The 14831-nt window shown below is 48.7% G+C and carries 13 protein-coding genes; all 13 read right to left on the minus strand.

Annotated features, from left to right (window positions below; translation table 11 throughout):
* Nucleotides 1–15 precede the first annotated feature (15 nt).
* On the minus strand, nucleotides 16–264 hold the full coding sequence (locus AB3R30_RS14935) for a hypothetical protein (protein WP_458649998.1): 249 nt from the start codon (nucleotides 262–264) through the stop codon (nucleotides 16–18).
* A 188-nt stretch (nucleotides 265–452) separates the two neighbouring features.
* On the minus strand, nucleotides 453–626 hold the full coding sequence (locus AB3R30_RS14940) for a hypothetical protein (RefSeq protein ID WP_458649999.1): 174 nt from the start codon (nucleotides 624–626) through the stop codon (nucleotides 453–455).
* Nucleotides 627–688: 62 nt separating this feature from the next.
* Nucleotides 689–1840 carry a M23 family metallopeptidase gene (locus tag AB3R30_RS14945; protein ID WP_458650000.1) on the minus strand — a complete coding sequence of 384 codons (1152 nt, stop codon included), beginning with the start codon at nucleotides 1838–1840 and terminating at the stop codon, nucleotides 689–691.
* 17 nt (nucleotides 1841–1857) lie between these two features.
* The gene (locus AB3R30_RS14950) at nucleotides 1858–3351 is read right to left on the minus strand and encodes a TolC family protein (protein WP_458650001.1); all 1494 of its coding nucleotides are present in this window, start codon (nucleotides 3349–3351) and stop codon (nucleotides 1858–1860) included.
* A gap of 171 nt (nucleotides 3352–3522) precedes the next feature.
* Nucleotides 3523–4071, minus strand: coding sequence for a hypothetical protein (locus tag AB3R30_RS14955; protein ID WP_458650002.1), 549 nt, complete (start codon nucleotides 4069–4071; stop codon nucleotides 3523–3525).
* A 39-nt stretch (nucleotides 4072–4110) separates the two neighbouring features.
* A complete protein-coding gene (locus AB3R30_RS14960; RefSeq protein ID WP_458650003.1) occupies nucleotides 4111–7239 on the minus strand; it encodes an efflux RND transporter permease subunit in 3129 nt (1042 codons plus the stop codon).
* A gap of 14 nt (nucleotides 7240–7253) precedes the next feature.
* Nucleotides 7254–8903 (minus strand): efflux RND transporter periplasmic adaptor subunit, encoded by a 1650-nt coding sequence (locus tag AB3R30_RS14965; RefSeq protein ID WP_458650004.1) that lies wholly within the window; start codon nucleotides 8901–8903, stop codon nucleotides 7254–7256.
* 769 nt (nucleotides 8904–9672) lie between these two features.
* Nucleotides 9673–10047: a hypothetical protein gene (locus tag AB3R30_RS14970; RefSeq protein WP_458650005.1), complete on the minus strand. Its 375-nt coding sequence runs from the start codon at nucleotides 10045–10047 to the stop codon at nucleotides 9673–9675.
* Between the two features lie 118 nt (nucleotides 10048–10165).
* Nucleotides 10166–13381 carry a DEAD/DEAH box helicase gene (locus AB3R30_RS14975; protein ID WP_458650006.1) on the minus strand — a complete coding sequence of 1072 codons (3216 nt, stop codon included), beginning with the start codon at nucleotides 13379–13381 and terminating at the stop codon, nucleotides 10166–10168.
* Between the two features lie 4 nt (nucleotides 13382–13385).
* Nucleotides 13386–13784 (minus strand): type II toxin-antitoxin system VapC family toxin, encoded by a 399-nt coding sequence (locus AB3R30_RS14980; protein ID WP_458650007.1) that lies wholly within the window; start codon nucleotides 13782–13784, stop codon nucleotides 13386–13388.
* A gap of 6 nt (nucleotides 13785–13790) precedes the next feature.
* Complete coding sequence (locus tag AB3R30_RS14985; protein WP_458650008.1) at nucleotides 13791–14048, minus strand: hypothetical protein; 258 nt, start codon at nucleotides 14046–14048, stop codon at nucleotides 13791–13793.
* 39 nt (nucleotides 14049–14087) lie between these two features.
* On the minus strand, nucleotides 14088–14306 hold the full coding sequence (locus AB3R30_RS14990) for a hypothetical protein (RefSeq protein ID WP_458650009.1): 219 nt from the start codon (nucleotides 14304–14306) through the stop codon (nucleotides 14088–14090).
* The gene (locus tag AB3R30_RS14995) at nucleotides 14303–14791 is read right to left on the minus strand and encodes a hypothetical protein (RefSeq protein ID WP_458650010.1); all 489 of its coding nucleotides are present in this window, start codon (nucleotides 14789–14791) and stop codon (nucleotides 14303–14305) included. The genes AB3R30_RS14990 and AB3R30_RS14995 overlap by 4 nt, the downstream gene beginning before the upstream one ends.
* Nucleotides 14792–14831 lie beyond the last annotated feature (40 nt).

Consider the following 14831-nt stretch of genomic DNA (forward strand, 5'->3'; position numbering starts at 1 on the left):
GTTAGCTAGCTGTGTTTATTTTGATGAAGGTGACTGGATAGAGGGTGCATCACTCGTTGTTGTGGATGTTGTCATCCGCGAAAGTTCCTCAAGACACATTGCCCGTGTATTGCGCCAGACGACATTACGAATGTGATGGGGATAGTTGGGAACTGGAGGTTTCTCGCGTAATGCATCGCCTTTGCATTTTGTCTCCGCCGCAGTGACTGGAGAGACTGAAGCAATAAGCACTAAAGCAGAACTGGCAAAAGCGAGGTATTTCATCTAACTCTCCTAAACTAAAAAATCCCCCCTGTGGGGATAGGTCTATCTCTAGTTTGGCAGGGCAGAATGAAAGTACAGTGAAAGTTTTGGATAGCAAAGTAACGAAATATATTTTGAGTTTTATTCAGTGAATAGATGAGTCGAAATGCTTGGAAGAGTTGTGATTCTGATTTGTTAGCAAAGAACAATCAGGTACTGGAGAACGCCCTTGTACTCATGAACAGCAAGATGAACAGTTGAAGTTGCCAGGGTGCTAGGACTAAACTCAGAATCAAGGTGATGATCGCAGCCAGCCCTGTAATTTCTGCTAAATCATCACTTACCTGTTGAGAAATGACGGCGATCACAAGACTGAAACTCATTGGAATCAGGAAAAATAACGACATTGCTGGCTCCTTCGATCTGGAGAGGCGAAAGTATAAAATTAGCTCTGCGCTGGAGGCACAGGTTGATCCACCTGTAAGGTATTCATCAGTTGAGACAGAAGATATTCCAGTCGAGTTCCAGCATCCATCGCCGACCAGTCTACAGAGGTGGGTTGTTGATCGGAACGAGATTTAGATTGGGTGGAAATGGTTTTATTTGCAACTGGGGCAGACTGCAATGCTTTAGTAAATTCAACTAAAGCGTATTCCAGCGCTGCATTGGCATCCGTTGCGACCCAACCCTCAGCCGTCAATTGTCGCAGTTCAAAGTGGAGATTCGGTCCAGTTGCCGTGCCTGTACTCCCAACTCGACCAATCACATCTCCCTGCTTCACCCACTGACCCGATTTAACGAAAACCTCTGACAGGTGGGCATAGAGGGTTTCTTGCGTATTTTTCTGATGCTGCAACGCAACAGATAACCCATATCCACCGAGAAAATCGGCGATCGCAACTCTTCCGGCATAGGCAGCTAAAATGGGAGTCCCCAAGGGTGCGCCAATGTCAGTGCCAGAATGAAACCGCAAAACACCGCTGATGGGATGAACTCGCCAACCAAACAGCGATGTAATAGGTGCCGGAAGTGAGAGTGGAAAAACCAATCGAATATTACCAATGTTGCGGTTAATTGGTAACCGGAAACTACGAAGGTAGCGTTGCCCAGATGCTGTAGTTCCACCGGAATAGACAACAGCAGGATAGGAAGTAGTGGGAGCGTTAAGCGCTCGTTGTGAGAGTTGAGCAGGAGATGCAACACTTAATCCGCGATCGCGTTTCACAGTCGGGGCAGATGGGTCAAAACGATTTGTTGCGCCGATGTTGTAAGGCGTTGAGTCAATATAAGGATCGCTAGCCTTGCTTGTGCTATTGACTTGAATCGAATTATCAGCCGATGGATTGGTTGGCTGAATTGATTCAGATGATGGCAGTGGGGCTTCAACCGAAGCTGAAGGAGTGATAGGGGTTGATTCTACGGTGGGCTGAGGGGTAGAAGTCACTGGAACACTGACTTCATCAGTCGTCGATTGAGCGATCGCGCTGCCTTCATTCAGGAGAATCAAACCACTGAGCCAAAAAATACTTTGATACAGGAGTTGGACTCGAATAAAATAATGCAAACGGCTTTGAGTTGGATGATTTCGGTGAGACATTGCAATGCTTTTGGAATTTAAGGGTAAGAGGGTTGGGAAATAGGATTTGCAGGTGAATTACTTACTGCTCGTTGTAACGATGCCAAAGCACGGTTGTAATTCAAAATTGCCCGGAGTCGATTCACCTCCGCTCGAACCAAATCACTTTGGGCTGTAATTACATCTAGTTGAGTTCCAACTCCTTGTTGAAACTGAAAGCGAACCGTGTCTAGGCTTTCCCGTGCTTGCGTTAAGGCGGCTGTAGCAGTTTGGATACTGCGTGCATTTGCTCGAAGACTTTTGAATCCCTGCTCAACTTGAAACCGAACCTGATTCCGAGTTTGAGCGAAGCGAGTTTCGGCGATCGCCTGATTAGCGCTCTGCTGATCAGCGGCAGCTCTGGCAGCACCGCCATCAAAGAAATTCCAACGAAGTCTGGCTCCGGTCGCATATCCGCCCAATGTTCCAAATGGTTCGTTAAATTCATTGAGAAACTGGTAATTGCCAAACAGGCTGATTTCGGGTAGCCGATCTGCGAGTGCGGCTCTACGATTTTGCTGGGCGATCGTTCGCTGCGCCAACTGCTGTTGTAGCTCTACCCGGTTTCTGTACGCCAGCACAATGCTTTCTTCCAGTGAGAGCGCCCAATCCCCTGCGACCTGAACCGGATCGGCAGCGCTCACGTCAGCGGTTTCCGACAAACTTAGCAGTTGCACCAACTGACGACGGGTAACTTCCTGCTGAGTTTGAGCTTCAATCAACTCCTGCTCGGCATTGCCAAGCTGAACCTGTGCTCTGGAGATATCAAGCTTCGTTCCCAGCCCTCCTTGCTCTAGGGCTTGAGCATCACTTAAAATTCTCTGAATGTTAGTGACTGACGACTGAGCAATCCGTGCCTGTTCATCCGCTTGCTGCAAGTCGTAATAAACATTAGTAACATCCTGCCGAATTTGTCTTTGTACCCGGTCAACCTCGAATTGATCCAACCGCACCTGTGCTTGTGCGGCTTGAATGCGGGCAGGTCGGCGACCAAAGGTGAATAGGTCGTAGCTGATTTCCACTCTGCCGCTCAAAGTTCCTGTTGGAGAGGCATCCTCGGCTAGATATTTAAGGTCATCTAATCGATCCCTGGAATTGCGTTCGTAACCAAGTTCGGTGTCGCCTGCGAGAGTGGGATAAAGGGATGCCTGTGACTGTCGTAATGCAGCCTGACTGCGCTTCAGAGTGAGTGCTGCCACTTGGAGATCACGATTATTCCGTTCTGCCAAGGCGATCGCTTCCTGCAATGTGATGGCTTGAGTCGCTTGAAGCCTGATCTCATCCGGTTTAGTTGGTAGTTGTAGCGGATTGGGATCAGGGTTGAGCGACGATTCTGAGGTTTGGGCTGTTTCCTGAGTCGTTTGATTGGAAGTTGATTTTGTAGAAAACTGAGCACCTTTTGAGATTTCTTGAGCAACCAAAACTTGAGTTGCACTGAGATTGATTGTGGCACTAAGACTAAACACCATTAAACAGCGAACACGTTGCATCATGAATCCTTGCTCTCCTCACAAAACCTGTAGTTTTTCACTCAAAGTGTTTCAGGATCGTTCTGAAAACACACAGGCATCAACCTTTACTCTAGGGGAGTGGAATGAAAACAACGTGAAATTTTGGGCTTGCAAGGGACGAAAGTTACACCAGATGAATTCAGCGAAATAGAGTTATTGCTTGAAGCTAAACCGACCATTAACCTTCTTCCCGTCAATGTCTGATAGGATTGCCACCCTGTATTCACCCGGAACCGGATTGGGGATGGTTGCAGTGTAGACTCCTTCAGCCTTATTGAATTTCATGGCTAAAGACTGTTCAGAACCATTGGGAAGTTGCACTTGGGCAGTGACTTTTGCAGAGGGAATGGTTTCATGGGAGTCACCTTTTTGCAGTAGGAAATCTAGATCTACACCGCTACCCGCTTTGTGACCTGCAAATTCCATGTGATAGTCGCCCGTTTCAATCACTTGTCCGCCCGCTGTATGAGGATTCCCGCCGCCCTCTTTGTGGTCGTGCCCATCCCCGTCCTTATGGTCATGTCCATCGCCTTCTTTATGCGTTTCTGTAGTGGGTGCTGCGGAGGTACTATTTGCGGCAGACTCGGTTGGTTTATCGGTAGTATTGGCTGAAGGTGTCGCGGAGTTGCTGCCGCCGCAAGCGCCTAAGAATAGTAATCCTAGACTTGCGATCGCCACGCCTAAAAATTTAATTGATTGCATCAGTTTCACTCCTTATTTGCATGAACAAAATCGTTGTATTTAGAACTCAGGAATACTGTGTGAAGTCACTAAATCAGTTTGAGTATTGGAAATCGCTGATTTGGGAACCATGAATCGCCCAAACTGGGAGTATAAGGCGGGTAGCACCAACAAGGTCAATCCGGTAGAGGTCAACAGTCCACCCAACACAACCACGGCTAAGGGCTGCAAAATCTCCTTTCCGGCTCCACTCCCAATTGCCAGGGGCAACATACCCAAGGCTGAGGTAAACGCGGTCATCAAAATTGCTGCCAGTCGTTCTGTGGAACCTTCAGTCAGTGCTTGCTTGAGGGATTGCCCTTCCGCCAGACGAATGTTGTAGTTCTCAACGAGCAGCAATCCATTGCGGGTTGCCACGCCAAACAGGGTAATAAATCCAACCAGGGATGCAACCGAAAGAATGCCTCCGGTCAAGGCGACTGAAATAATCCCACCCACCAAGGCAAGCGGCAAATTAATCAGAATCATCAGCGTGGAGGGGATGGATTTCACCGCGAAATACATGAGAATAGTGATGACTAGAAGGGCGATCGCGCCTGCAATCAGCAAGGTTTGACTAGCTTGCTCTTCTGCCTCAAACTGCCCACCAAATTGAATATAGTACCCTTGAGGCGGCTGCACTTGCTGCTTAATTCGGGCACGAATATCGGCAATCACAGAGCCTAAATCTCGTCCCTTGGCGTTGGCAGAGACCACAATTAGCCGTGAGACATTTTCCCGATTAATGGTATTTGGACCGGTGCCGTAGTTAATTTGGGCAACCTGTGCCAAGGGAATCTTTTTGCCATCGGGGGTATCAACCAGCAAATTCCGAATCGTTTCCAGGTTGCGGCGATCGTTGGGGGTGAGCCAAACCACCAGATCAAAGACCTGTTGTTGTTCCAAGACTTGGGAAACTACCCGCCCATTGAGCGCTGTTTCAATGGTTTCGGCTAAGTCTCCAACGCGCAACCCATAGCGAGCCGCTGCGGTTCGGTCGAATTGGATCTGAAGTTGGCGGACAGGAACCTGGGGTTCAACTTGCAAATCGGCAATACCAGGCACAGCTTGAATCGCCGCTTCCACCTGTTGAGCCAGTGTCCTCAGTTCTGGCAGTTCTGGTCCAAACACTTTGATCGCGATCGCGCTTCGCACACCCGATAGCACTTCATCAATCTGGTGGGAAATAAACCCGCCCACATTGGGAGCGACACCAGGCAGTTTATTGAACTCTGCTCGCAGTTTATCCAGGCTGCCTTCTCGATTTTTCAATCCCTCCTCACTCAACGTCACATCCAAATGCGCCAAGTTTACCCCCGCTGCATCCGGATCTCCCGGTGCCCGTCCAGAGCGCATCTGCACATGATCAAAGCGCTTGTCATCCTTGAGCGCATCCTGCATCGCAAATCCATTGCTATTCGTGGATTCCAAGGATACGCCAGGGTAGAGCAGCATGGAGTTAATCAGCGATCGTTCCTGGAACTCTGGTAAAAACACGCGCCCAAAGGAGGACAGAATCAGCATCGAAGCAATGAAACTGGCGACTGCTACCAGGATTACAACCTTCGGTCGCCCAATCGCAAATTGCAGCGCAGGGCGGTAAAGCTGCTGGGATTTGTGGGAAACCCAGGTTTCATCGGAGGGTAGCCGACCATGGGTGAGCAAGAGCGCACACAGAGCGGGGGTGAGAGTCAATGCCACCACGGTAGAAGCCACGATCGAAAGCAAATAGGCGAGTCCCATCGGCGTGAAAATCCGTCCTTCAATGCCGGAGAGGGCAAAGATGGGCGCAAACACCACGACGATGATCACTGTGGAAAACAGGACACTGACTCGCACTTCGACAGACCCATCAAACACAACCTGTAACGGATTTTTGGGGTTCTCGGCGACCTGGTTTTCTCGCAAGCGACGGTAGACATTTTCCATATCGACGATCGCATCATCCACCACAGACCCGATCGCCACGACCAAACCGCCCAGGGTCATGGTATTAATCCCTTGCCCCGTCCAAGACAGCACAATCATGCCCATCAACAGTGAGAGGGGCATGGCGCTGAGTGTGATCACAGCGGTGCGCCAATTCATCAGAAACAGAATCAGCACCACCGACACAATGATGAACCCATCTCTCAGGGATTCCTCAACGTTTTTGACCGCCGCTTCGATAAACTCCTCCTGAGAAAAGGTTCGAGTGACTTTGACATCTGCTGGCAAACTGGCTTTCAATTCCTCCATTGCCGCTTCAACTTCCCGCGTTACCGTGGGGGTATCTGCCGCCGGTTGCTTATTGATCACGACAATCAAGGCGGGCTTACCATCCAAGCTCCCGTCTCCCTGCTTCAATTCTGCGCCAATCTTCACGTCGGCAACCTGAGTCAGCAAAATTGGAGTCCCATTCCGTGCCGTGACCACCGATTGCTGAAGCTGCTCTAACGACTCAATCCGCCCAATCCCTCGAACAAGTGTTTGTTGATCGGGGGTAATCAGTAAACCACCCGGTGCATTCACATTGGCTTTTGCCGTTGCTTCTGCCACCTCTTGCAGCGAAACATTAAAGGCTTTGAGCTTGTTGGAGTCTGCTAAAACTTGATACTGGCGTACATCGCCACCATAAATCAAAATTTGGCTGACTCCGGGCACGGCTAACAGTCGATTTTTCACCTGCCAATCCGCAATTCGACGCACGTCCATTAATGAAGTAGTGTCGGCGGTAAAGGCATAATGCAAAATGGTGCCAAGCGGCGCAGTAATGGGCGAAATTTGGGGTGGATGTACGCCTTGAGGCATTTGATTGCCCACTTCTTGCAACCGCTCTGCAACCAATTGACGGGCACGATAAATTTCCGTGTTTTGCTTAAACACAATTTTGACGACTGAAAGCCCTAACGCCGACGACGATCGCACGGTTTCCAGATTGGGGAGACCGTTGACTGCACTTTCAATCGGGCGAGTCACCAACGATTCCACCTCTTCCGGTGCTAAACCCGGTGCCTCCGTTTGAATATCAACTTGCGGGGGGGCAAAGCTGGGAAACACATCCAGCGGCATTTGAGTCACCACTCGAATGCCCCACAAAGAAATAACAATACAAGCAATCACGACCAACCACCGCTGGGCGATCGACCATTTAACGATGGTATTCAACATGGTTTAAACGGCTCCTAGTCAGGCTGGCGAGGATTTCTGAGGGATTCTTCTGGCTGCGGCTCAACCGGACGCTTGGCATGATCTAAATAGATTTCGGTTTCATAGCCTGCCTGGGGATACAACGAACCATTGGCGAGTGCTAACCGACTGCGCCGGTTCGACCACAACGAACCTGCCCAAAATGCTCCACCTACCACAATTCCACCCACTGGAATCATTAACCACCAGGGTAGCGAGGCTCCAGATGCTGCGGTTTCACCTTCACTATGATCATCAGCGGCTGCATTACCACCCCGCAGGGATTGGGCATACAGTTGATTTGCCCGCTGGGTCACGATGAGATCCCCATCAAAAAGCCCTTTTTTGACTTCCACAAACTCCCCAGATTCGCGCCCAAGTTCCACTTCGGTGAGCTGGAAGGCATTGCCATTTTGAACAAATACCACCTGCTGGCGATCGTTCGTTTCGACCAGGGCTGACTTCGGAATTGCCAGTACCGCCGTTGGAGTCCGATCCGTTAAGACCTCTAGCTCGGCAAACATCCCTGGCTTTAGCAAGCCATTCGCATTTTCGAGAGTGGCTTTAACCGGGACAACACGAGTATCACCGCTGACCACAGCACCAATCACATTCACCCGTCCTTCAAAAGTTCGGTCAGGCAACCCATTAGCTCTGACGCGCACCCGTTGACCGCTCTGCACCCGCTCAATGTCCTTCTCAAAGATATTGGCAGATACCTGAACATCATTCCCATTGACGATCGTCATAATCCGCTTACCGGCATCCTGTCCAGACTCACCCGCTGTGGTTTCGCGGTTAGCGACGGTGCCTGAAATCGGCGCTTTGATGGTAATTGTGCCATCTGGGTTAGCATCGGCTCCCAATTGTTGCAGTCGAGTCTGGTAGGTTTCACCACTCAGGTTCATGCGTTTCTGCGCCACCCTAAAGGCAGATTGCGCCCGTTGCAATTGGGCTTGGGCTTCAGAAATTTCCAGAGCACTTTCCGCTTTTGCCAATGCTGTCCTTGCTTCTTGCAGCTTGGTTTCCGACTCCAGCATCGTTCTGCGGGGAATGGCTCCTCGTTCTAAAAGGGCTTGGTCTTTGCTGTAACGCTCTTGGGCAAAACTCATCTCTGTCTTGGCTTGCCGGATATTAGCCGTGACAATTTTGCGCTGTTGGTCTAAATTTTGTTGAGCCAGTTTGAGGTCTGCTTCCGCCAGTTCCACGGCGGAGATCGCATCTGCCCGTCGATCAAATGCTTCAGTTCGCAATGTTGCCAATTCTGGGCTAGACATCACTGCAACGGCTTGCCCTGCTACGACAGCATCACCCGGATTCACCAGCAACCTTGCGATCGTTCCACCAACTGGAGTGGTGATGTCCACTTGCTTGTTGGGCAGGATCTCAATTTGCCCACTGGTCTTGATGCCAAAAGGCAACCGTTGCCGGGTTGCTAGCTCAATTTTGAGTCCCAATCGCTTGGCAGTCGCTGCATCAACTTCAATATTTTGAACGCTACTAGCCCCTGATTGCTGAAACTGGCTACTGCCATGATCATGCCCTGCACCTGCAAAGGCTCTGAATGGCACGGTCAAAAGCATTAAAGTTAACAGGGTTCCGGTCGTTCGTCGGGCTACTTTGGCAGTGGTTGGGGATTGTCGCATAGGGTTTTAAATGGCTGCGCTTTAGAGGCTCATGAAAACTACACTCAGCACTTAGTTTGGCAGGGGAGAATGAAAGTAAGGTGAAAGTTTTTGCCCAGACTTCAAGAAGATGAAACTTGAAATCCTTTCCCAGATTACCGCCGCTGCCACAACCCAACGAGCAATCCTGCTACAAACAAGGCTAGGATGCGGATGTTCACGATTCCCAACCATTCTATTGCTAAGGCATACCAGGAATTTAACGAGGACGGTACGATGAAAGATTCACCTTACCGCGATGGGTGGTGGACGTGATCGAAGAACTTTACAAGTTCACGCTGCTGTTGCAGGATAAGGTTGGCTACTTGACCGATCGCTACAGTGAACGCAAAAGCGGCAAAAGAGGTCACTGAAATTGCTGACAGCGCATTGGAAGTGAAGTCTAACCAAAGTTATTAAATGTAAAAATCTGCAATTAACTTTAAACCTGCAATCAAAGGCATTTCAAAACTAGGATTAATTACAAGTGATTGTTAATCAAACAGCTTCAAAAGACACACTTAAAAGGGCAATCGCGCACAAACGAAAAATCAGACTTTAGTATTTCAAAATCAAAGTCTCAAGACCCTTTCTTACACACAAATGTTAATAACATCTGGGATGTAAAACTAAACTCCTAATTAAGAGCAACATTTGAGCGTATCGATTGCCATGTCAGCCAGCTCACTCATGCCATATACCGCTGATAAAATGTTGCTGGAGTGGCATTGCAAGAGGAATCCATTCAGGTTTAACGGTTCTCAGTGTTGATCCACCATCGTTGAAGTTTGGGTTGTTGCCCTGGTTGATTATTGATGGTGACGACCGCTAGCTTTTGACCATTGGCGTTGGCAAAGGTGAAGCGACAGAAGCCTATGCCTGTGCCAGAGCAGGTTTCGACTTCGTTGTAGCCAAGCTTATTGATGATGTGATCCATCCCACCGAAACGATCGCGGTTAGGAGAGAGCGTTACAGCCCGCCATCCGGCGTTGATCAGAATCGTTCGAGCTTGGGCGTAAGGCATTCCTGATTTGAGAGTTTTGGGGATAGCTTGAGCTAGCGAGATCGCAGGCACAAGAAGATTTACTATCGTGATGGTAGCGAATACACCAGTGACTTTTCTCATAATTCTGCTGAACCTTCCGACACCAAGATGGATAAAACCTTTGAAACAACCTAACAGGATGGCTAAGACATTTTTTACAGCCTGAAAAGAAGGACTGAAAGCGATTGGTGAGAAATTATCATAACAATGGCAAGCCTACTTCTTTAGCTCCTTGAGTGAAGTCGAGTAGTTGAGTAAATAAAGGGTCGCCGAATGTGAGGAACTGGAGCGTGGGGTTCTCATCAAACGTTAAGGGGTAGAATGTGATCGGGTAAGACTTACCATTCAAGCTCAGTAGCCAAGTTTGGGCACTAGGTGAGTTGGGATGATTCTGGTTTATTCGCTCAAATGCAACACCTTGAGCTTTGAGAATTATAGAGGTAGTGAACAATTGCTCGATCGCCTCCGAAGTCATAGGCGCTTTTGGCAATGGTTTTTGAATCTCAACTAAATCCGCTGCCACATCCATTGCTACCATTTCATCCAAGGCAGGGCGCAACGGTGGCATGTCTAAATCATGGTCAAATTCGGAAAGCAAAACATCTTCCTCTTCCGGGTCGGCACTCATCACCGCTCGTTCTAGGAAAGTGGGCACTTTTGCCAGAATCGGTTGCAGGTTGCCAACAACACTTGCAAAGGCGTTGATGCGATCGCGCAACTTCTTGTAAACCTTCGCTTCAACCGTGCCGTCGTAGTAGAAGTTGTGGATTCTGACAGTCGAGTACTTCTGTCCAATCCGGTCAATTCGTCCAATCCGTTGCTCCACCCGCATTGGGTTCCAGGGCATGTCGTAGTTGAACAATACACCGCAGGTTTGCAGGTTTAAGCCCTCACTGGCGGACTCGGTGCAAAGCAATATCTTCACCTCTCCTTCCCGGAAGCGGCGTTTGATTTCCTCTTTCCGTACAAGCCACCACTCACCATCGCGGTACAGTTCGCCTCCGCGACCAGAGTAGCAGGCAACCTGATTGCCAAAGCTGGAACTGAGGAAGTTTCGCAAATAGTCCATCGTGTCGGTGTATTGAGTGAAGACGATCACGCTTTCTCGTTCATTTAGTTCTTGCCGCAAGGTTGTGATGAACTGGGCGCACTTGCTGTCTTCGCCAGTGTTGTCGAATTGCCGCAGCAAGTCTTCGAGGTACTGAATCTCCTTTGGATCGATCGGCTCCAGGTAGGATTCTAGCCCTTCGATCACTGCATCATCGGCATCGTCCAGTTCTGCCAAATCATCGAAGGTTAGACCGTTGCCGTGTTGAGTCAGCAGTGAGTCTAAGCGACGTTGCAGGGATTGTTGAACGGCGTAAAATGAACTGGTCAGGCGTTTGCGGTAGAGCGTCATCAAGAAACCTAAAGCTTTGCGATTCTCCTTCTGTGCCAATCGGTAAAAGTGACGCACATACTCACTGACAGCCCGGTAGAGTTGGACTTCCCGGTTCGGTTCGAGCACGATCGCGTTATCCCACACCTCACGCAAGGGAACATCCTGCTTCAAGATGCCACGATGGTAATACTGTCGCAATGTGTCGCGAGTGTGGCGAAACATTCGGTCTTTAAGCGGGGTGTGGGTCGTCAGGTATTGCCGCGTTGCCGCGATAAATGCTTCATCCTCTAAAAGCTGCTTGCTGTTGACGATCTTTTGTCCTTTCTGCCAAGTATCTTGGAGGCGATAAGTGAGAAGACGGTCTTTTTTCTCCAAGTGCTGTTGTAGGCGAGGGCACGACTGACCACCCTGCTTGAAGTAGTCGGTGGACATTTGTTGCCAAAAGTCGAGGATGTGGCGATCGGGTGAGTCAGTTAGAGACGCAAAGTAGTTGCAGAAGTTATCGCCGTATTGCCAGTGCCCTTCTAGCCCCAACAGACTTAGAAGATCAAAAACTTCGATCGGGTCGATTTGCATCGGGGTGGCAGACAGGAGAATCAGCGCCTTTGTGCGATCGCGCAGTTGTCGCATTAGCTGTAGTAGGCGGTTGGGCGTATCCTTGCGGTCTTGCGGGCTTTTGCGACGGGCATGGTGAGCTTCATCTAGGATCACCAGATCCCACGGTTCAGCCTCTAGCAGTTCTTGCATTCGCTCTTGACGGCGAACTAAATGACTTGATGCCAGGATCAGGTTTTGGCTATTCCAGGGATTGGGTGTAAGCGGTGTAGTTTGTTTGTAGGGATCGTGGAGTTCACCTTGAAGGTAGCTCCAGAAGTGGAGATTGAATTTCTCGCGCAGTTCTTCCTGCCATTGAGGTTGAACGCTGGCGGGAGCTAATACTAAAACCCGCTTCACCTTTTGAGACAGAATCAAGTAGCGCAGGATTAAGCCTGTTTCGATCGTCTTTCCTAGACCTACTTCATCGGCAATCAGGTAGCTGCAAGGAAATTCTTGGGCGACGCGACGGAGAATTTTGAGTTGGTGCGCCCAGGGCTGAATGAGAATAGACTTAATTGCAAAATCCAGGCAACCAGGATCTTGATGCAGATTGGCAAGTTGGGTAAAGGCTTGGCGTTCTTGCTCCCAAGCTTCAGTGGATGCGAAACCTGGAGAAGCTGTAGGAATTTGCTCAGGTTCATGCTCCGCGTCTGCCTCTTCCTGTGGCTCCGCGCTTTTTAGCAAGCGAGTATCAAACTCTGCCTGCTGATTCCAGATAGGCTTTGTAGTTGGAGCATAGCGCAGCAACTTCTTCTGGACGGCTTCTGGAACTTCAAACACGCGCACATTGGGCAATTCGTTGTTCCAGAGTTTATCGAATCGGGAAATTTCAAGCTGTACCCGCTCTGGATCAGTGCCAATTTCCCAAGAGCGAAAGACGTGAAAAGACTCAATGTTTGCTTCCCAGCCTCCCATCGACTCGTTATTGGAGCCACTGAAGGCAAGTCGATCGCCGTTGGCATCGGTAATAATTCCCACCTTTTCATGAAAGATGCGGTTGGGGTCAAGTTGTCTATCGCTTTCTTCCGGTGTGCCGTCTGATTTGAGGGGAATGGCGATGCGAATGTCGAGGTACTGGTTTTGGATCAGCCAACTGAGGATCTCGAAATGTTTGAGTTGAGCGAAGTTTTTGGGCGGTTGAAGATCGCTATCTAGACGTTGGGTGACAGCTTCTCGCAGTTCATAGCCTTGCTTGATTGCCTGCAAATCTTGAGGACTAAACTGACAACCCATCACAAGCCGCATTTGTCCCTGATTGTGCAACATTGCCCCCAGTCCGCGCGCGACTTTGCTGAGAATGCTGCTGTTGAAGAAACCAGATTTGCGATCGTACTGAACTGCACATTCCAACGCCGGAATATAGAAATCAGCGACGGGGTTATTTTCGTCGCTGGAGTAGCTGATTTTCCAGGGGTGTTTGCGGAGGGAGCGCGTCATAAGTTTATGGGTTTAACCAGTCCTCAAGTTGCAAGTCAGAAATATTTTCAAAATGGCGGATGTTATTTGTGACGAGAATAGATTGACGCGATCGCGCAACAGCAGCAATCAGTGCATCTTGTTCACCTGTTGGTTTGCCGATCTGCCTCAATTCATCTTGAATTCTGCCAAACTCCAATGCTGCTGCTCGATCAAAGTCAACTACACCTACTAAAGTAAGAAAATTTCGTAGACCAGTTGCGTTCTTCTCAAACTGCTCTGAGCAGTAAACTCCCTTGTAGAGTTCAGCCAAAACAATCGCTGAAATGTAGCAGTCGATCGCTTTGGCATCGAAAACTCGTTTTGGTATCGGATTCTCTTTAATTAAGGCGATGCAAATATTGGTGTCTAGTAGATACATCATTAGATTTTAGTCGTCAAACGAATCGATCTGTCTTCCTCGGTTTGCATGACGTTCTCGATCGATTTCAGCAAAGATTTTGTCGAGATTAGGATCATTTTTCCATCCGCCTAATGCTGCATCAATTCGCATCTGCCTTTCTTCGGGCGTGAGTTGGCTTAATGGATGAACTCTAGAAACTTCAACCATGACTTGCTCTCCATCGGGCACATCAATTGCCTCAATCAGTTCGATCGTTTGTCCACGTTTTATTCCTTTCACTTTCATAAGATAGCCTTCAAGTAATTTGAATTTTTTGAAATTTGATTAGACTTCCCAAGCATCTCTCTCTTGCCGAATAAACTGGTCAACTTCTTCAGGAGTTGCAAAACTGCCTTTGGCTGCTCCAATAAAGCTGGTTAGGGGGTCTGAGACTGGAACAGAATTAATTGCGATGATCTCAACCATGACTTCTGTGCCATCGGGAATATCAAGTGTCTCAACCAGTTCGATTGTCTGTCCGCGTTTGATGCCTTTGGCTCTCATGAAGCCTCCTGTTGCTGCTGCAAGTTTTGCTCACAAAGTTCAAAAATGTAGCGGAGCCGTCCCAGTAGTAAATTCATATCTCCAACTGAGAAAACTGAAGATTCATAAACTTCTCCAGTCACTACAAGCTTGTAGAATTGCCAGGATGTTCCGTTTGTTGTTATGCCTAAAACATCAACGTGACGCTGTGCTTGGCGGTTTTGCCATTGACAGGCTTGCATTTCAACTAAACACTGAGCCAGTCCTTTTTCAAAATCATCTCTTTTTGCTTCGATGATGCACAACAAGGGAAGATCTAGATAGCGTTTGCGCTCAGCAATTAAGTAATCGACATACCCTGCTGCAACATCGCTTTCAAGTTGAGCACCTTTCCAAATTTTGAGATGCTTTGTGACTGATATCGCTTCTTCACAGATAGCATCAATTAATAGTTTTTTAGATTCTTCATATCCTTCTAGATTGAATAATTCTTCTAAACGTTGCATCCGTTCCTGAAAGAAGGCTGAAGGCTCTACAGGCTTTGCT

The organism is Sivoneniella epilithica UHCC 1019 (genome assembly GCF_040830845.1).
Classification (GTDB): domain Bacteria; phylum Cyanobacteriota; class Cyanobacteriia; order Leptolyngbyales; family Leptolyngbyaceae; genus ULC077BIN1.

Excerpts from the sequence above, each read along its gene's own strand:
- AB3R30_RS14935 (WP_458649998.1), bottom strand. The coding sequence starts at position 264 with ATGAAATACCTCGCTTTTGCCAGTTCTGCTTTAGTGCTTATTGCTTCA.
- AB3R30_RS14940 (WP_458649999.1), bottom strand. The coding sequence starts at position 626 with ATGAGTTTCAGTCTTGTGATCGCCGTCATTTCTCAACAGGTAAGTGAT.
- AB3R30_RS14945 (WP_458650000.1), bottom strand. The coding sequence starts at position 1,840 with ATGTCTCACCGAAATCATCCAACTCAAAGCCGTTTGCATTATTTTATT.
- AB3R30_RS14950 (WP_458650001.1), bottom strand. The coding sequence starts at position 3,351 with ATGATGCAACGTGTTCGCTGTTTAATGGTGTTTAGTCTTAGTGCCACA.
- AB3R30_RS14955 (WP_458650002.1), bottom strand. The coding sequence starts at position 4,071 with ATGCAATCAATTAAATTTTTAGGCGTGGCGATCGCAAGTCTAGGATTA.
- AB3R30_RS14960 (WP_458650003.1), bottom strand. The coding sequence starts at position 7,239 with ATGTTGAATACCATCGTTAAATGGTCGATCGCCCAGCGGTGGTTGGTC.
- AB3R30_RS14965 (WP_458650004.1), bottom strand. The coding sequence starts at position 8,903 with ATGCGACAATCCCCAACCACTGCCAAAGTAGCCCGACGAACGACCGGA.
- AB3R30_RS14970 (WP_458650005.1), bottom strand. The coding sequence starts at position 10,047 with ATGAGAAAAGTCACTGGTGTATTCGCTACCATCACGATAGTAAATCTT.
- AB3R30_RS14975 (WP_458650006.1), bottom strand. The coding sequence starts at position 13,381 with ATGACGCGCTCCCTCCGCAAACACCCCTGGAAAATCAGCTACTCCAGC.
- AB3R30_RS14980 (WP_458650007.1), bottom strand. The coding sequence starts at position 13,784 with ATGATGTATCTACTAGACACCAATATTTGCATCGCCTTAATTAAAGAG.
- AB3R30_RS14985 (WP_458650008.1), bottom strand. The coding sequence starts at position 14,048 with ATGAAAGTGAAAGGAATAAAACGTGGACAAACGATCGAACTGATTGAG.
- AB3R30_RS14990 (WP_458650009.1), bottom strand. The coding sequence starts at position 14,306 with ATGAGAGCCAAAGGCATCAAACGCGGACAGACAATCGAACTGGTTGAG.
- AB3R30_RS14995 (WP_458650010.1), bottom strand. The coding sequence starts at position 14,791 with ATGCAACGTTTAGAAGAATTATTCAATCTAGAAGGATATGAAGAATCT.